This is a genomic window from Agreia sp. Leaf335, from assembly GCF_001423605.1.
Classification (GTDB): Bacteria; Actinomycetota; Actinomycetes; order Actinomycetales; family Microbacteriaceae; genus Agreia.
In genome coordinates this window covers 72,496-89,530 of the sequence record NZ_LMOQ01000003.1, presented here as the reverse complement: position 1 = coordinate 89,530, position 17,035 = coordinate 72,496, and the positions used below count along the sequence as shown (strand labels likewise).

Here is a 17,035-nt window from a genome sequence, read left to right as displayed (position 1 = left end):
CTCCGTTGGAAAACATTTTCGCGAATTGAAGTACAGGTACAGCGAGTCAAGCAACGATCACGCGGCGCTCTCCCCGCGGTGACGCTCGTAGAAGTCCCGAGCAAGCAGGTCTAGAAGAGCCTTCTGAATACCCTTGTTTCCGAGCACCTGTTCACTCATCGACTTGAAGTTCGAGTCCGACTCGATGACGGCATCTTGGAAAGCGCTACCGAGGTCGGGGCTTCCCATGAACTGCTCAAAACTGTTCGCCTTGGCCTGCTCCCGGAGTCGCTCGTTCTCATCGAACTTGCCGCCAACGTATCCGGTGAAGCCGACCATGTCGTTATCCGTGAGCCCGTCACCCTCGAACAGAGTGTTGAGTTTGTCGATGAGTTCCCTCAGCCGCACAAACTCGGGATCTTTTGCCGTGCCCGAGCCCACAGCCGTGAACGGCTTGAGGAGTTCACCCTCATCGCCGTATTGCAGGTCCTCGGCCTCTTCAGCCCGCAGGTTGTAGTGACTGAGATTCACTCCGGTCAGATCGATCGGACGATCTTTCTCTGATCCGGTGATGAGAGGCGCAAGCAGCCGGTAGAAGATTGACCGCTTCTCCAACCCTGTGTCGTGATAGTTGATGAGCTGAGAGAGAAAGTCGTATGCGCGAATGAAGCTGTTCAGGTCTTTGCGGAAAAGAACCAACTCCTCAACGCGTCCAGCATCCTCCGCCTTGATCGCATCGGCATATTGGCCGGCAAATCTTTGTTTGGCGGGGGTCAGCCACTTCGTGAGCGCGTTGTTGCCTTCCTCATACATCCACGCTTTTGCGGCGCCCTCCACCTCAGATTCCTCGTAGATGAGTGCCTGGTCGAGCTTGTTCTGTAGCTCGTGCACGACGTTCGGATCCGAGACCCCAGCAAGATCAGCTGTGCGGTAGTACTTGCGAAACTCCTTCAGAATCTCGCTCGGGTCGTTGACAAAGTCGAGCACGAACGTTTGATCTTTGCCGGTTGCTACTCGGTTCAGTCGTGACAGCGTCTGCACCGCCGCAACATCCGAGAGCTTCTTATCGACGTACATGGCCACCAGCAGCGGCTGATCGAATCCCGTCTGAAACTTGTTTGCGACCAGCATGACCTGGTAGTCGTCCGTGGCAAATGCCTTTGGCAAGCTCCGCCCCTTCAAACCGGGGTTGAGCGTGACCTCGGTAACCGACTCTTCGCCACCCTCCTCATCGGTGACCTCGCCGGAAAAGGCGACGAGTGCCGCGAGACCCGTGTACTTCTTTTCGCTCACGTACTTGTCGAAGGCACGCTTGTAGCGCACCGCCTCAAGGCGGCTGCCTGTAACCACCATCGCCTTGGCCTGCCCACCCAGGCGCCAGCCGACGTTGTCGCGGAAGTGCTCGACGATCACCGCTACCTTCTGCGAAATGTTGTAGTCATGCAGCCGCACCCATCGCATGAGATCTTTCGCGGCTTTTGTCTTGTCGACGAGCGGATCGGTGCTGTCATACTCGCGTCCGTTGTGGGCGAGCTTGAATGCCAACTTGTAAGGCGTGTAGTTCTGCAGAACGTCGAGAATAAAGCGTTCTTCGATCGCTTGCTTCATCGTGTACTCGTGAAATGCGTGCGGTATTTCGTCTTCGTCCTTGCGACCGAATAATTCCAACGTTTTGGCCTTCGGAGTGGCCGTATACGCGAAGAAGCTGATGTTCGCCGCTTTCGCCTTTTCTTCCATCTCGGCCGCAAGGAGCGCCTCGACATCGTACGTTCCTCCATCCTCCAGAGAAGCGAGTTCATCCGGGGAGAGCACGTGCTTGAGCTTGGCGGAGGTGTTACCGGTCTGCGACGAGTGCGCCTCGTCGGCGATGATCGCGAAGTTGCGGCCGACGAGGGCTCCGGACGTGCGAATCGCCTTGAGAGCAAATGGGAACGTCTGAATCGTCACGATGATGATCTGTGCCCGGTCTGTCAGCGCCTTCGTCAGGGCCGAAGACTTCGAGTCCGAGCCGCCCCTCGTTATCGGCACGACGACGCCCGACTTGTGATCGATCTGGTATATCGCATCCTGTAATTGGTCGTCGAGCACCGTACGGTCGGTGACGACGATCACGGAGTCGAATACCTTCGCGCCTGCCTCGTTGTGAAGAGAGCTGAGCTGATGCGCTGTCCAGGCGATGGAGTTCGTCTTGCCCGAGCCCGCACTGTGCTGGATCAAGTATCGGTGGCCCGGTCCCTCGGTGCGCGCGGCCTGCACAAGTGAAGTGACCGACTCCCACTGGTGAAACCGAGGAAATAGCAGCGACTGTCTCGTCGTGACCTCGCCGGTAACTGCGTCTGTCTCTTTCCATGAGCTAGCGTGCAGGAATTTGCCGATGATCTCCAGCCATGCGTCACGCTGCAGCACCCGCTCCCACAGGTACGAGGTCGGTGACCCATTCGGGTTCTCCGGGTTGCCCTTGCCGCCGTCGTTACTCATGTTGAAGGGAAGAAAATGAGTGTCGTCCCCGTCGAGGCGCGTGGTCATCCACACTTCAGAGTTGGAGACAGCAAAGTGGACTAGCGCACGGCTGCCGAACCCAAGCAGCGGCTCGACCTTCTTAGTTACCGAATCTCGCGGTGTCCGGTCTTTCTTGTATTGAATCTTGGCGTCTTCGACCGATTGTGTGAAGTCTGTTTTGACCTCCATCGTCGCCACGGGCAGGCCGTTGACGAAGAACACCAGGTCGAAGCTTTTTTGATTTGACATGGAGTAGTGCACCTGCCGCATGACTCGCAAACGAACCTTTGCGTATCGCTCGAGCGTCACGGGATTTAAGTTCTGCGACGGACGGAACTGGCACATATCAAACTGCGTTGCGATGTCTTTAAACCCGTGCCGCAGCACATTCAGTGTGCCGCCGCCTTGCTCGAACGGTTTGTCGAGCACCTGCGTCAGCCGAGTCAGCAGCTGCCGCTGCGCTTGGTGTTGCAGGGCCGGCGGGTCGGATGCTTTGACACGCTTACCGAACGCGTCACCCTGGCTATCAGATAACCAGCTAAAAACGTCTGCTGGGAAGAGTGCGAGGGCCCGATCATAGCCAGCGTCGTCCTTAGAGTACTCCCACCCGTTCGCCGCAAGGTGCGTGGCCAGCTCGTCCTCGAACCAGTACTCGTTGTGTTTGTCCATCAAGACAGTCCCCTTACGTCGATCTTCCCCGTTACTGCCGCACTGATCAGCGCCTGCCGACGTTCCTTGAGCACGTTGATCATCTCTCGGGCCTTCGCCGAGAGAGCGTCCATTAGCAATGTCTCGCGGTCCAGATGCGCGATTATTTGGAGCTGTTCCTCGATAGGCGGAACTGGGACAATCATCCGCGCGTACTTTTCAGCGCTGATGTTTTCGATGGTGGCTTGGATAACGCTTAGCGCCCGCCACTCTGCAAAGGGAGCACTTGCTAGAAAGTATGAGATGAATCGCGGGCTGGCACGGTTGCGATTGAGCGCAACACGAATCAGATACCCGGCATAGCAACTTGGCCCAATATCGTCTGGCACTAGAAATGACTTGCCAGCCGTCGCCCCGCTTCTTGCAAGAAGAATATCTCCTCCTTGAAGAGGGTACTCACTCGCAATGTCCGGCGGAAGTGACCGGAACGTCGAATCCCTAAGGGCGCCGTCGACGCCGAAGTCCGTTATTCGGATATATCGGGGCCATTCAGGGTTGTCATACACCGCGGCTTCATTCGCGCCGTACTTGAGGGGGGTACGCAAGAGTCTGTTTAGTGAAACTGCAGCCCAATGCTCCGAGATCGAGCCAAGCCAATTGACCCCCGAATCCTTTATGGGGCAATCAGGGTCGAGGCCTTTGGTGACAGCGAGGCTGATGACGGCCTGCCGCCGCTCCGCCAACGTCTCGATAAGCCGCTCCTGCGTATCGATCAGCAGGTCGATCTTGGCCGTCTGCGTATCCAAGAAGTTGGCAATCTGCCTCTGTTCAACGACGGGCGGAAGAGCCAATCGGATTCCGGCAAACTGCCCATACCTAATGGACTGTCCGTCACGAAGCTGATCCGTGGTCGTTTGAAGCGCCTGTACATACAAAACCGACTTGAATACATAGCGAAAGTAAGAGGCAACCACGCCTACTCGGGGCGTCAAAACCGTGTACGCGGCACTTACCTTGCCCCGCAAGCGCGAGAGCTCGAGTCCGCCTTGAAAGCTTCGTAGATGACTTATAAAGTCACGAGGCTCGACGTGACGCATGGCGTCCGAACCGCTGAGGTTGAGTACAACTTTGTTGCCGGTGAGCTGCATGTACTCAGATTGAGCTACAACACCGAACTTCTGAGACGGTGTCAGATGGATATCGTCATGACGATTGCGCTGCTTACGCTCGGCGAAAATCGCCTTCGCTGGTAGGACCTCCCATTCAGCCGGCACCTCTCCAAGCCAAGCAATACCTGAGGCGCGATAACGAAGGTATGGGTTTTGCGTCACGCCTCAACCTCGTTTAGGAGCTCTGTGATTTCACGAACGAGCTTATTGAGGTCGGCGTCGATCTCGTCCAGGGAGCGCGGCGACACGTATTGGTAAAAGTGACGGGTGAATGGGATTTCGTAGCCGACCTTCGTCTTCGATCCGTCGATCCAGGCACCTGGAATGTGTGGAAGCACCTCACGAGTGAAGTACTCGTGGACATCTTCACTAAGGGGCACATTCTCGGTATCTCGAGCATCTGTATCGGGCTGCGGGTTGCCCTTGGCATCCGGAAGGATCGGGGCGTGCTCGTCGCGTTCGGAGAGCCCGGCAAGGAAGGTCTTAAGCTGTGGTGCCGTGAGAGCGATTCCGGTCTTTTCGAGGCGATGCTTGATCTCAATCGTAAATGTTCTGAGGTCCACCGTTGGCGGATACTCGTTCGCCGAGGTGTCCGCAGCGAAATCGCTCCAATCGATGTCGAGCTTGGCAATGGCCTTCTGTTCGACAGCAAAATTCAGCCGTTCGAAGGTCAGTGCCCAGTTCAGGCGAAGCGGGCGCTCCACCGTAATCGTCCGGTAGCCGAAATCCTCGTTCTTGAAGGTTTTGGAGACATCCGTCTGTTTCGCGTCGCCATAGAGCTGAACGATTTTTGCAATGTCTTTAGTACCGAGTTCCTTGCGCTTAGAGCCGAGCGACCTACGCATCTTTTGAGACAGACCGGTGCCGTCGATAAGCTGCACGGTGCCGCGGCGTTCCGGGCGCTTGTCGTTGTCTATGATCCAAACGTACGTCGCGATTCCGGTGTTGTAGAACATGTCGGTGGGCAGGGCTACGATTGCTTCGAGCAGATCGTTCTCGAGCAGGTAGCGGCGGATCTCTGATTCTCCAGAACCCGCTCCGCCTGTGAACAGCGGTGAACCATTGAGAACGATTCCGGCCCTGCCGCCGCCCTTGGCTTTCGGACGCAGCTTCTTGACGAGATGCATAAGGAAGAGTAACGATCCATCGGAGACGCGGGGAAGACCCGGGCCGAATCGCCCGTTGAACCCCTGGTCCTCGTGCTCTTTGAGCACGGCAGGCTTCTGCTTGTTCCAGTCGACGCCGAACGGAGGGTTGGAGAGGCAGTAATCGAACGTTTCGCCGGACAACCCATCGTGAGTGAGGGTGTCACCGTGCACGATGTGGTCGATGTCCTGGCCCTTGATCACCAGGTCGGCCTTGCAGATGGCGTAGGACTCGCCGTTGATTTCCTGGCCATACATAACGAGCCGGGCATCCGGATTGTGCTCGAGCAGGTATTCGTCAGCGACTGACAGCATCCCACCCGTCCCAGCAGTCGGATCGTAGATGGAACGGACCACGCCCTTCTGGTTGAGTGCCTCATCGTCGGCGATGAATAGCAGACTCACCATGAGACTGATTACCTCGCGGGGCGTGAAGTGCTCGCCCGCGGTCTCGTTAGAGGTCTCGGCGAACTTTCGAATGAGCTCCTCGAACATGAGGCCCATCTCGATGTTTGTCACGTTATTGGGGTGCAGGTCTACAGCCGCAAAGCGTTGGGTCACCAGATAGAGCAGGTTCTCGGCATCAAGCTTCTCAATATGCTTCTCGAACTCGAAACGATCAAAGATGTCGCGCACGTTCTCTGAGAAACCGTGAATGTAGTCAACTAGGTTCGCTTTGATTCCGGCGGGGTCACCCATGAGCGACTGCAAGGTAAAAGAGGACGTGTTGTAAAAGCCGGCACCGGAAGCTTTTGCGAGGAACACGTTCGCTGACGGGGAATCTGCTCGCTTCTTGGCCTCGTCGAGGACGGCCTGTTTAGTCGGTTCAAGGACGGCGTCGAGCCGACGAAGGATCGTGAACGGAAGAACGATCGCGCCATATTGATGCGGCTTATACGGGCCGCGAAGGAGGTCCGCGATCGACCAGATGAAGTTGGCGTTGTTTTGCTGTGACATTGAGCCGGATCCACTCTTCTCTACCGCACCGTGCATCAGTGCAGTCTTGACTCTATTGCCACCTGGGCGGCCCTTTTCGATTCCCTACGCATGCCCGCTCAGCCTCGAGCTCTGCAAGAAACCCGATCGGTCGCGTCTAACCAATACGGGCAGTAGTGTTCAATCACACGATTGGGGCAGTCTTGGCAAAGTTGGTACTCCGCACGCTCGAAGCATTCAGCGTTCATGGTCACGTTCAACCTGGATCTGTAGACGAGGACGTCCTTGCCTATGGTGAGTTTTTCGACCAGCTGAAGAAGTCCGACCTTCGAACTCTCAGATATACATTCGGTAGCGACACAGTCGCGATCTCCGATGTCAGCGATGGGAATGGGCTGTTAGCTTTCCGCTTCGTGGTCGGCAGTGCCGACGAGATCGCTCTCGTCTACGACACAGGCACGGCCACCGTGTCGGAACTTGATACTGGAGAAGACCGCTTTATTGTCAACGGTGCCTGGGTAGTTGTCGATAAGGCTGAGCGTGTACTCATTCTGGAGAAAAAACGTCCGGGCCTTCCTGTGTACCTGTTAGAACGCTTCCTTGCAAAATTCGGAGAAGAACAACTCAGGCTAGGCGGCCTGGCCATTTCGATTAATCCAATACCGAGCGCTGGTTTCGTTCAAGAAATTGAATCATTTACACGCATTCGGGAAGCATCGATAACGCTCCGACGGCCGAATCATAGTTGGACTAAGACAGCGGAGGGTCTTCTCGGAAATCTGCCGGAGTCAAATGCCGAAGAAGTCCAAGTGCAGTTGAAGGCAAGCCGAGGACAGAGTCTCTCGAAGTCCGAAGGCGTAGTGATGGATGTCATGCAGCTCGCGTCAAACCCAATATCAGCGCTCAAGAACGCGGTAGTAAAAGGGGAGTCACCGGAATACGAAGGGGAAAAAAGCGTCAGCCTTCAGAAACACACCATTAAGGGAACGACGCGCCTTGACCCCTCAGAGGGACCGCATAAGCAGCTCGACAAACTAAGAGACCTAGCTACAAAGTTGATTGGGCAAGTCGTGAGCGGGATCAAGCACGCAGATATCAGGCTCGCCCTGCCCTCGGCAGCCGAACCCCAAGAAGCCCCAGAAGTCGAACGCGGCGATGCTAACGGCGACTCAGAGGCGAAATAGTACCGGTCATGAGATAGATGGCTGATCCAATCGATTCCTTAAGCGGCAGGCGTGATTTGCGCCTGTTTCGGGGACAGGTTCTCCCGAGACGAAACGAACTACTGACGAGCCCCGCATTGTGGGTCTCAATCGGGCTGGCGATCTTACTTGCGATCGCTTTACCCCACTTGCCCGCCGCCTATTTCCCAATATCTGAAGCCGCCAGTATAGGTTTCACCTTCGCATCGATTGCAATGGGAGCGTGTATCGCTGCGATTGTGTTGGCGTTAGGTTTACCGGGCGCTGCCCGCATAAAACGATGGGCACGCCTGCCCGGGACAACCAAGAATAAGAGCGCGCTTTCAGATCTCATCTTCGTCCTAGTTTGGGCAACACTTTGCCAAATTGGCCTTGTAGGTACATGCGTCATTGCTCTGGCGCTGGGAGGTCCAATCGCATTGGCGCCCGCCAATATCACCTGGAGCCACTCGCTCGGGTTGGCCCTTGGGTTCAGTACATTCTTTTATGCCGTTGCGGAGCTGTTCGTCGTAGTGCAGACGTTGTCGCAAATGGGGGTGGTCATCATCGACGAGGAGCAGAAGAACAAAGACACCTCGTCATCGACTCATCTGTCCTCGCCTGGCCAATGATCTGCGTCGCCTACATTTGTGTTACGCCTGTGCGACTAATTTAGAGAAGTTCCTGGCAGACAGCCCTTTACAAGAGCCTCTGCCAAGCTAGCCGTCCGCCGGCTGCAGCGCCCACGCGGTGACGTCCACGGTCGACCCCGCCACGACATCCACACTCACCGGCCACGACCCTCGCACCGCGCCCGCATACTGAGCGCCGTACAACTTTGTGGCCACGAGCTGGCCGCCCGACGAGGCCGCGTCCCATCCGAGATATGTGATCGCCGAGCCGCCCGCCGGAATCTCCACCCGCTGAGCGCCCGGGTCCGTCGCCATGAACGAGCCGCCGTGCTCGATGGTCACGTCGAGCAAGTGGTCGTTCTGGTCTGCGAACGCGAAGTCGGGGTAGCCCTCCACCACGCACGGCGCGTCAGAGAAGTTCATCAGCGTCACCGAATACACGCGGTGCCCGGTCGCCGCATCCGGCTCGCCGAGCAGCAGCGTGGCCTGGTCGGGCGTGCACCAATCGGCGGCCGGCGAAGCCGCATCCGGAGCCACCGTCGGAACCGGATCGCCCTCTGCATACGGGTCGGGAAGCGCCCCGGAGCTCTCATCGAACCCGTTCGCGACCGCCTCCTGCTGCAGGGCGGTTGTGCGCGCGTCGCGCAGCCCGGCGACGCCCACCCCGGCCACCGCGATGAGCGCCACGACGACCGTCGCCGCCAGAATCGCCGGTCTGCGGCGGCCCGGCTCGCGCCCGTCAGTGGATGTGCGGGGCACGCGGGCGCGACGTCGAGCCAGCACCGCCAGTACCAGCGCGGGAATCCAGCCCTGCACCAGACCCCAATAGGCGCCGATTCCGGCCTGGGTACCGAGACCGTTGAGGAGCATCTGCAGCCGTCCGGGCGGGAAGGCGTCGATGATCGTCGTCGCGTCGGCAGCGAAGCCGACGAGGGCGCCGGCCACGATCGTGGCGAACCAGACGATCACAAAACGCGCCCGCGAGGATTGGGTCTCGCCGACGACTCGGACGACGAGCAGGTGGACCAGGACCACGGCACAAGCGCCGACCAGTGCGGCGAGTGCCGCCCACAACGGGGTTCGTGCCCAGACAAACAGGGGGATGGTGTCGGGGAGGAATGCTCCGATGCTGCCGCCGAGGAATCCGTTCCAGACGAGCGCACCGTTGACGGCGCCGCTCGAGACCCAGAGCACCGCAGCGATCACGGCGGCGAGCCACGCGACGTCGATGCGCCGTGCGGGTGAACGGCCACCGGATGGGGGCGTATGCGACGTCATGTCCTCACGCTAGGGGATCGCCCACACGCACGAGGGAACTCGACGTCTCATCGACGTGGCACATGCCACCTCAGTTGGGGCTTGATCTCGATACGTCGGCTCCTTCGTCGCGCGACTGCTCGATCGGCGCAGCGGGTGGGCAACTCAATCAGCGCAGGGCTACTCGATCGGCGCGACGGTTCCCGGCGGCAGCGGCACCCGCACCGCGAGGTCCTGCCCTATGTCTGCATCGTTGTGAGAATAGTGATGGCGGCACGGAACGGATTCACGTTGGCAGGAGATGAAGGCGTTCTGGTGATCTGCAGCCTCGCGCTCGTCGCCGTCGGCGCCATCGTGACCCTCGTCAACGTGTGGATGAAGAAACGCGGACTCTGATCACGCCTGCTCGTGTCATCGATCCGCGCAGCGTCAGCTCTCACGCCGGTGGTTCCCCCTCGGCAGGATCGACGCTCGACGGCGGCGCGCCATCACGCGTCGCCTTGCGCCACTTGAATCCCAGGTCGAGACTCATCCCCAGGCAGAGGACGCAGCCCAGGATGGCGACAAAATCTTTGGCGACGAACCCTTCCGTGACCAGGCGCACAATGATGAAGATGCCTAGAGCAACGGTGAACGCCCCGAAGAGCAGCGCGCGCAATCCAAGCGCGCGCGGTGTATTCATAACTGGTCGCTCGTTTCGTCGTCATCGAAGGATACCCAGGGCTGCCGCACGACATAGGCGTAGAAGCCGACGATGAAGAGCTTGCCGGCAGCCAGAGGAAAGAAGCCCCACGCGAATGCGTATCCGGTACCGAGGAAGACTATTCCCAGGGCAATTGCAATGGCGGCTCCGATCAACAGCAACACTCCGCTGGCCACGGTCCACCCCGGTGACGCGTCCATCGACAGTTGCATGTCACGCAGACGATCCGAGCCTCTCATCTGTCGCGGCACCAGCACGACGACGGCAAGGAAGACGGCGCAACAGAACCACGGTAAGACACTTCCGGCAACATCCATTGCGCGCCCCCTCGGCTATGCCTACTCCACCACCGCAGCAACTCCTTGTGCAAGGACGAGCAGCGCCACCAAGATATCGACTGACAGAAGCCGAGCACCAGACGGGAAAGCCATGAGCGGTCGGCACGGAACGAAGGGCACGACGAACAAAGTCCTCGTTGCGATCATCAGCGGTGTCGCGATCGCTGTCGCCGGAGTCGTCGTCGCATTCGCGGCAGACGCCTTCTGGGGCACCATGATCGGCCTCGCCGGAGCCGCGCTTGCGGGGACGGCAGGGCGCATCCGAATCGACCGTCGCAACAGAGCAGCCGAAACAGCTCACGGTCCTGGCTCGCTCATCCAACAACGGATGCGACTCGACCGATCACGGAACACAGGGCTGCTGTTTCTAGCGGGGGCCGTGCTTTTCCCGGCGCTCGAGGTGATCTTGTTCATCATCAGTCAGGATCGCCCCCTGAGACTGTCCGTGATTTTTCCGACCGTCTTGTTCGTGACCATCGGAACCACACAGCTGGTTCTGGCCACGAACGAGCGACGGAGATTCGAGAGCGAGTTCGGCAGGGATGCTGGCAAACAGCAGTCCGTGGAACACTGAAGCCCGCCACTCACGGGCAACGACGCCACGATGGCGCCCGCTGCCCCGGTTTCCCTATGCTGGGCGCGTGACAGACTTCGACGCCGCCCCCATCCAGCCCCAGCCTGCCCAGCCCGTCGCGCCCGCCCAGTCTGTCGCGCCCGCCCCGCCGGCGCCTCCCACCGGATCTCTGCCGTACGCCCTCGGCTTTCTCGCCATCGTCGGCATCCCGTTTCTGTCGGTGCTGACCGCGGGCATCGTGATGGTGTCCGTGTATTCGGCCATGAAGAAGAAGGGCGCGCTCGCCGCCGAGAATGCGCGACAGGCGGCCAACTGGGGCTGGACCCTGATCATCGGCACCGTCCTCACCCTGGGCGGCCACTTCGTGCTGCTCTACTTCGTTTCGGGAACCCCGGTCGCGAAGGGCTTCTACCCGGTGGGCATCCTCATCACGATCTTTGGGGCGCTCTGCGTCGCCCACCTGGTGATCATCATCATGGGTCTCGTCAAAGCCCATGGGCGCGGAGTGCTGAACAACCGGCTTGCGATCCCGTTCATCAAGCGACCCGCGTCTGCACCGACGCAGGGGCCGCCGTCCATCTGACTGCGCTCAGCTCGCGCACCTCCTGTGCCTCGCGCAGCCGCGGGATCGACAGGCCGCGAAGCTCAGAACTCATCGCGCTCCGCGACGCGGGCAACGAACGCGTCGATCCGAGCGTCGACTTCGCGGTCGACCACCTGTCGACTTGGGTCGTCGTCGTACCAGCCGACGATCTCTCTGGCGCCAAGGGAGAACGGCACGCTGGCGACGAAGTCCGGAACCAGGGACTTGATCTTGCTGTTGTCGAAGATCAGGGAGTGCGCCTTATCGCCGAGAATTCCGTCCGCCCACTCCGGGAAGGCCTGCGCCACCTCTGCCGACGCCGCGTGCACGAGGTGCGCCGTGGTGCCGGCGGCGGCCGCGAGCTCGTTCGCGATCATGTCCCAGGTGAGGATCTCATCGCCGGTGATGTGAATGGTGTCGCCGATGCTGCGCGTCAGACCGAGCAGGCCCACCAGGCCGCGAGCTACGTCTCGGTGATTGGTGAGCGTCCACAGCGAGGTGCCGTCGCCGTGCACCAGCGTCGGCTTGCCTTGCCGCATGCGTTCGATCGCCGTCCAGCCGCCGTCGAGGGGCACCAGCGTGCGGTCGTAGGTGTGAGACGGGCGCACGATGGTGACCGGAAAGTCGTGCTCGTCGAACGCATCCATCAGCACCCGTTCGCACGCGATCTTGTCTCTTGAGTACTGCCAGAACGGGTTCCTGAGCGGAGTCGACTCGACGATCGGAAAGCGGGTCACCGGCTTCTGGTACGCCGACGCCGAACTGATGAAGATGTACTGGCCGGTGCGATCGCCAAAGAGGTCGACGTCGGCCTTCACCTGCTCGGGGCTGAAGGCGCGGAAGTTGACGACGACGTCGAACGTTCTCGGGCCGAGCGCATCCCGCATGCTCTGCGCATCCGTCGAGTCGCCGACGATGGTCTCGACACCGTCGATCGGCGGCCGCAATGTATCGCGACCCCGGTTCAGCAGAGTCAGGTCGAACCCTCGCTCGACGGCCAGCCGGCTGCACGCCGAACTGATGATGCCGTTTCCGCCGATGAACAGAACCTTGAGCATGGTGTTTCCTTTCGGTGGGCCGCAGCCCCAGCTTCGCACCCGCCGCGCTCGGCCGCAGCCGGTTGAACCCGAAGCGCTTCCATGTGAGAGTTCGAGTTCGCACGCGGGCTCCGGCACCCAGCCTGGAGCGTCGTCGACGACCGCCTGCTCGATCGGCGTCGTCATCTTCGCGGATTGCTTAATGAGAACAATTCTCAGCTAGAGTTCGAATCGGCTCCTCTGCCACTTCACACTCTGATCGAGAAAGTACTTCAATGCGCTCTTTGCGTTCCCCCGGGTCGGTGATGTCTGCATCCACCTTCCTGATCGTCGGGGTCGTGTGCGCGGGCATTCTGACCGCGTGCGCCTCCTCCCCCTCCGACGCTCGACACTCCCTTCCTGACACCGCGCCCGCCTGGGCGAAAACCGCGGCGCCGAGCAGCGACTCCACCTCCCCCGACGGCGTCACCTCGGCGGTCGTGCTCTTCGCTGAGAACGCAGACACCGCATCCATCTCGGCTGCCCGCACCTGGCTCGTCACCGCCGGACTCGACCTCGGCGACCAGCACGACAGCGTGCGCAGCCAGTCGATCAGCGGCTCCTACGACGACTTCGCCCGTGCCTTCTCGACGACCTTCGCAACCACCGACATCCATGGCCGCACGGCCGTTGTGCCCACCACCGATCTGTCGGTGCCCGCCGATCTGACGGCCATCGAGACCGTCGCCGGCCTCGTGAGCACGGATGCGATGCAGCCCACACTCGTGGACTCGTCGGCGACATCGGCAAGCGCCGCGAGCGCAACAGCAACAACCGCAGCGCCCGCCGCCGCCGCTCCCACCGCCACCACCGCTCCCATCACCAGCGACGACTGCGCCACTTACTGGGGCCAGACCCTCAGCTCGCAGTGGCCGGAGTCGGTCACGGTCGAGCACCGCTCGAACGCGCTGTGCGGCTACGGACCGCAGCAGTTGCGAGCCATCCACCAGCTGCCCGACGACGCCACCGGCGCCGGAGCGACCATCGCGATCGTGGGGGTCTTCGACGACGCGACCGTCGAGGCCAACACGAACGCCTACTTCAGCAAGGCGGGAGCGCAGCCCCTGCGCGACGGGCAGTACACGCACCACGCCCCGGCAAACCCGAACAACAGCCGCTGCGGCGGCCCCAGCTCGTGGACCGTCGAGCAGCACCTCGACGTGCAGGCCGTGCACGCGATGGCACCCGACGCGAACATCGTCTACTGGGGAAGCGACACCTGCGAAGCCCAGTCGCTCTACCTGCGACTGCTCGACGCGGTCGAGAGCGGCACCCCCGAGAATGGCGCCCCCAGCGTGATCTCGCTCTCGTTCGGCGCTCCCGAAGAGCTCGACACCGCCGCCGACCGCACCCTGCTCACGCGAGTGCTCGTCGAAGGCGCCTCGCGCGGCATCTCGATCTTCGCCTCGACCGGAAACGACGGCGACTACAGCCAGGCCGGCGACCACCAAGACGGCACCGACGTGGCCTCACCCGCCTCGAGCCCCTACGTCACCGCGGTCGGCGGAATGAGCATAGGCCTCAACGCCGACAACACCGTGGCCGTCGAAGCGGGCTGGGAGACGCAGACGCGGTTCGCCCGCAACGGCGCCATCGTTCCGCCCGGCTTCATCTACGGCGCCGGCGGAGGAGAGTCGGCCTACTACGACCGCCCCTCATGGCAGCGCGACAAGATCGCCCAGCCGGGAACCAAGCGGCTGCTTCCGGATGTCGCGTCGCTGTCTGACCCGAACACCGGCTTCATCGTGAACGCGCCCTCGAACGGCGTCGTGAGCGCCGAGCCGCACGGCGGCACGAGCCTCGCCACCCCGATGGTCGCCTCGATGGTCGCCATCGCCAAGGTGCGCAACGGCGTTCACGTCGGCCTCGCCACGCCCTCGCTCTACGCGCTCAGCGGCTCGACCGCCATCACCGACGTGCAGCCGGCGTCGGCGGCAACCTGGTTCCGCCGCTCGCCGTCGACCGGCGCGCTCTGGCTCGAGACCCTCTACATGTGGGACACCAAGCCCCAATCCCTGCAGTCCGGGCCGGGCTGGGACAGAGTCACCGGACTCGGCATTCCCCGCGGCACCGCTTTTCTCGACCAGTTCGGAGCACAGAAATGATTCGACGCACCTCCCGCTCCGTGCGGCTCGTGACCGCGGCGGCCCTCGCCGCCGTGCTCGCGGTCGGCTTCACCGCGACCGCCGCGACGACCGCGATCGCCGCACCCGCGGCATCCGGAACCAACAGCGCCTTCGGCGTGCAGATGCTCGACTCCGACGGAGGAACGCTGCAGGCCTCCACCCCGCTCGCCGACTGGACCTCGGGCGACACGGTGACGCAGAACGCCGCCTCCACCGGCGACCTCTACAAGCTGAACACCACGCGCACCGAGGGGCTCGTCTCGCGGGCCGCGTCTGACGGGGCTCGCTCGACGATCGCGTCGGGAACGTTCCAGCTGCGCGACCGCGTGCCCGTGGCGTTCACCGGGCTCACCTCCGAGTGCACTGCCGACGGATCGAGCACCGTCTCGTTCGACACCCTCACCGTGAACGGCGTCGACGCCCTCGACCCGGCGCGCATCGCCACCGGCTACACCGTCGACCTGCCCGTGTCGTCGACGTGGGGCGCCACCAAGCTCTACATCGGCGAGCGCACGACGGATGCGACGGGTCGCGCTCAGACCACCGCGTTGCGCATCGAGGCCGAGGCCGGCTCGTCGGAGATCTGGCGAGTGAAGCTCGGCCAGGTCGCCTGCACCCCCGCCGCGCCGGTCACAACCCCGGCACTCGTGTCGGGCATCACCGTGACCGCTCCGAACGGAACGCCGATCGTGGCGGGCGAGCCCAGCCTCACCGCCTCGGGAACCAAGACCGACGCCACGTTCTCGGCCTCGAACCCGCCGATCGCCGCGAAGGGCGTCACCGTCAGCCGCACCGACGACAGCGCCGCGAAGGTCTCGATCGACAGCTTCACTCAGGTGCCCGACACCTCGTCCGTCGGCGAGTACATGTGGTCGGCGTTCCGCGTCTACGGGCTCGCGCTCGACGTGGCCGCAGACGGCAGCTCTGTGGTGTCGTTCCCGGGCTCGAACTCGGGGCTCTTCGTGAACGGCGTCTGGATCAACACCGGAACCGACCTCTACACGGGACTCGATGCTCAAGGCACCCCGCGCGTGACGGTGCGCTTCAACGAGCGGGTCACGCAGCCCGACGGCAGCGTGCTCATCACGGCCGTGCACTACACCGACCTCACCGGAACCTATCCGTCAGTCGCGCTCGGCACGGTGAGGTGGTCGGCGCCCAGCACGGTTCCGACCCCCGACCCCGAGCCCACGCCCCAGCCCGATTCGCCGCTGCCGAGCCGCTACGCCTACGCGCTCAGCGCATCCGGCCCCTCGGTCGTGTCGCCCGTGGCTCTCGTGACACCGGATGCCGCTGCCGCGGCCGCCGCGAGCGCGAAGGCGCCGAACGCCGTGGCGAACTCCGACGCTGCGCGGCCTGACGCGGCTTCGTCGGACGCTTCGTCGGCTGCCACGTCTGACGCTGCCGCCCTCGGCGCTGCTCAACTCGAGGTCGCGACCGTGACCGACGGCGTCGCCGGGCAGATCTCGGCGACCGGAGCACGCGCATCCAATGCCGCGGGCACCGCGACGGCCCAGGTCGACTCGCTCTCGCTCTACCCGGGGTCGAGTCTCGAGGTGTCGCTCAGCAACATCCGCGTGGCGATGACGAAGACCGGCGCGACCATGACCACCGGCGGAGGAACCGTGGCCGGCCAGGCCATCGCCGCTGGCGAGATCGCACCCAATACGGTGGTGCAGCTCGCCGGACGATCCGCGGTGATCACGCTCAACCTGCAGAAGGGCGCGGCCGACGGCTTCTCGGTGACGGGCGTCGACGTGAACGACACGCTCGGACTGGGCGCGCGAGTGCGGGTGGCGGCGATCACGGCAGACGCTCCGGATGTTCCCACTCCGGTCGATCCCGGAACCGGGCCCGGCAGCGGGTCGGGTTCGCCGGGAACCGGAACTGACCCCGGAACGGGAGCTGGACCTGGATCGGGTTCTGGCTCTAACGGCGAGCTGGGCAATGGCGCGATCGGGCAGAACTTCGTCTCACCGCAGGCGAGCTCGACCCGGCCGCTGGCCGACACAGGCATGTCGACCGCTCCCCTTGCCCTCGCGGCGGCACTCTCCGTGCTCGCGCTGGCGACCGGGGCCGGCCTGCTGCTGCGACGGCGTCGCCGACCCACCGCATCCTGATGCACGCGCCGGCCGTGGTCTTCGTGACCACGGCCGGTGCGCCACCGCGGGTGGGCCCGTCACGCCCAC

At 62.2% G+C, this 17,035-nt stretch carries 13 protein-coding genes; 6 read left to right on the top strand and 7 right to left on the bottom strand.

What is annotated here, in order from left to right; translation table 11 throughout:
- Positions 1-57 precede the first annotated feature (57 nt).
- The 3 genes from ASF79_RS10780 to ASF79_RS10765 are packed head-to-tail and all read right to left on the bottom strand — an operon-like array spanning position 58 to position 6,433.
- Positions 58-3,147: a type I restriction endonuclease subunit R gene (locus ASF79_RS10780; RefSeq protein ID WP_055854935.1), complete on the bottom strand. Its 3,090-nt coding sequence runs from the start codon at positions 3,145-3,147 to the stop codon at positions 58-60.
- Entirely contained in the window at positions 3,147-4,457 is a 1,311-nt protein-coding gene (locus tag ASF79_RS10775) for a restriction endonuclease subunit S (protein WP_156366228.1), read from the bottom strand. The genes ASF79_RS10780 and ASF79_RS10775 overlap by 1 nt, the downstream gene beginning before the upstream one ends.
- Positions 4,454-6,433, bottom strand: a complete 1,980-nt coding sequence (locus ASF79_RS10765; protein ID WP_235500736.1) for a type I restriction-modification system subunit M — start codon at positions 6,431-6,433, stop codon at positions 4,454-4,456. The genes ASF79_RS10775 and ASF79_RS10765 overlap by 4 nt, the downstream gene beginning before the upstream one ends.
- A 146-nt stretch (positions 6,434-6,579) precedes the next feature.
- Between ASF79_RS10765 and ASF79_RS10760 the strand changes: the two genes are divergently transcribed.
- Together ASF79_RS10760 and ASF79_RS17355 are read left to right on the top strand one after the other, a co-directional pair.
- Entirely contained in the window at positions 6,580-7,560 is a 981-nt protein-coding gene (locus ASF79_RS10760) for a hypothetical protein (protein WP_156366227.1), read from the top strand.
- 17 nt (positions 7,561-7,577) lie between these two features.
- The gene (locus ASF79_RS17355) at positions 7,578-8,189 is read left to right on the top strand and encodes a hypothetical protein (RefSeq protein ID WP_156366226.1); all 612 of its coding nucleotides are present in this window, start codon (positions 7,578-7,580) and stop codon (positions 8,187-8,189) included.
- A gap of 87 nt (positions 8,190-8,276) precedes the next feature.
- On the opposite strand, the gene ASF79_RS10750 is transcribed toward ASF79_RS17355, so the two are convergent.
- The 3 genes from ASF79_RS10750 to ASF79_RS10740 all read right to left on the bottom strand — a co-directional run bounded on the left by ASF79_RS10750 (position 8,277) and on the right by ASF79_RS10740 (position 10,466).
- Entirely contained in the window at positions 8,277-9,467 is a 1,191-nt protein-coding gene (locus ASF79_RS10750; protein WP_082495838.1) for a DUF4232 domain-containing protein, read from the bottom strand.
- A gap of 415 nt (positions 9,468-9,882) precedes the next feature.
- The gene (locus tag ASF79_RS10745; protein WP_055854918.1) at positions 9,883-10,128 is read right to left on the bottom strand and encodes a hypothetical protein; all 246 of its coding nucleotides are present in this window, start codon (positions 10,126-10,128) and stop codon (positions 9,883-9,885) included.
- Positions 10,125-10,466, bottom strand: a complete 342-nt coding sequence (locus tag ASF79_RS10740) for a hypothetical protein (protein ID WP_055854917.1) — start codon at positions 10,464-10,466, stop codon at positions 10,125-10,127. The genes ASF79_RS10745 and ASF79_RS10740 overlap by 4 nt, the downstream gene beginning before the upstream one ends.
- Positions 10,467-10,578: 112 nt before the next feature.
- Between ASF79_RS10740 and ASF79_RS10735 the strand changes: the two genes are divergently transcribed.
- On the top strand, positions 10,579-11,061 hold the full coding sequence (locus ASF79_RS10735; protein WP_055854914.1) for a hypothetical protein: 483 nt from the start codon (positions 10,579-10,581) through the stop codon (positions 11,059-11,061).
- 67 nt (positions 11,062-11,128) lie between these two features.
- The gene (locus ASF79_RS10730; protein WP_055854912.1) at positions 11,129-11,644 is read left to right on the top strand and encodes a DUF4870 domain-containing protein; all 516 of its coding nucleotides are present in this window, start codon (positions 11,129-11,131) and stop codon (positions 11,642-11,644) included.
- Positions 11,645-11,706: 62 nt separating this feature from the next.
- Here the strand turns inward: ASF79_RS10730 and ASF79_RS10725 are convergent, their stop codons facing one another.
- Positions 11,707-12,702, bottom strand: coding sequence for an NAD-dependent epimerase/dehydratase family protein (locus ASF79_RS10725; RefSeq protein WP_055854910.1), 996 nt, complete (start codon positions 12,700-12,702; stop codon positions 11,707-11,709).
- A 254-nt stretch (positions 12,703-12,956) separates the two neighbouring features.
- Here ASF79_RS10725 and ASF79_RS10720 point away from each other — a divergent pair, with 254 nt between their 5' ends.
- Both ASF79_RS10720 and ASF79_RS10715 read left to right on the top strand, forming a co-directional pair.
- Positions 12,957-14,825 carry a S53 family peptidase gene (locus ASF79_RS10720; RefSeq protein WP_082495837.1) on the top strand — a complete coding sequence of 623 codons (1,869 nt, stop codon included), beginning with the start codon at positions 12,957-12,959 and terminating at the stop codon, positions 14,823-14,825.
- The gene (locus ASF79_RS10715; protein ID WP_055854908.1) at positions 14,822-16,966 is read left to right on the top strand and encodes an LPXTG cell wall anchor domain-containing protein; all 2,145 of its coding nucleotides are present in this window, start codon (positions 14,822-14,824) and stop codon (positions 16,964-16,966) included. Before ASF79_RS10720 ends, ASF79_RS10715 begins: the two co-directional genes overlap by 4 nt.
- Positions 16,967-17,035: the final 69 nt, after the last annotated feature.

Coding starts and splice junctions, on each gene's coding strand:
- ASF79_RS17355 (WP_156366226.1), top strand. CDS start 7,578: ATGGCTGATCCAATCGATTCCTTAAGCGGCAGGCGTGATTTGCGCCTG.
- ASF79_RS10720 (WP_082495837.1), top strand. CDS start 12,957: ATGCGCTCTTTGCGTTCCCCCGGGTCGGTGATGTCTGCATCCACCTTC.
- ASF79_RS10725 (WP_055854910.1), bottom strand. CDS start 12,702: ATGCTCAAGGTTCTGTTCATCGGCGGAAACGGCATCATCAGTTCGGCG.
- ASF79_RS10715 (WP_055854908.1), top strand. CDS start 14,822: ATGATTCGACGCACCTCCCGCTCCGTGCGGCTCGTGACCGCGGCGGCC.
- ASF79_RS10750 (WP_082495838.1), bottom strand. CDS start 9,467: ATGACGTCGCATACGCCCCCATCCGGTGGCCGTTCACCCGCACGGCGC.
- ASF79_RS10735 (WP_055854914.1), top strand. CDS start 10,579: ATGAGCGGTCGGCACGGAACGAAGGGCACGACGAACAAAGTCCTCGTT.
- ASF79_RS10745 (WP_055854918.1), bottom strand. CDS start 10,128: ATGAATACACCGCGCGCGCTTGGATTGCGCGCGCTGCTCTTCGGGGCG.
- ASF79_RS10780 (WP_055854935.1), bottom strand. CDS start 3,147: ATGGACAAACACAACGAGTACTGGTTCGAGGACGAGCTGGCCACGCAC.
- ASF79_RS10765 (WP_235500736.1), bottom strand. CDS start 6,433: ATGCACGGTGCGGTAGAGAAGAGTGGATCCGGCTCAATGTCACAGCAA.
- ASF79_RS10740 (WP_055854917.1), bottom strand. CDS start 10,466: ATGGATGTTGCCGGAAGTGTCTTACCGTGGTTCTGTTGCGCCGTCTTC.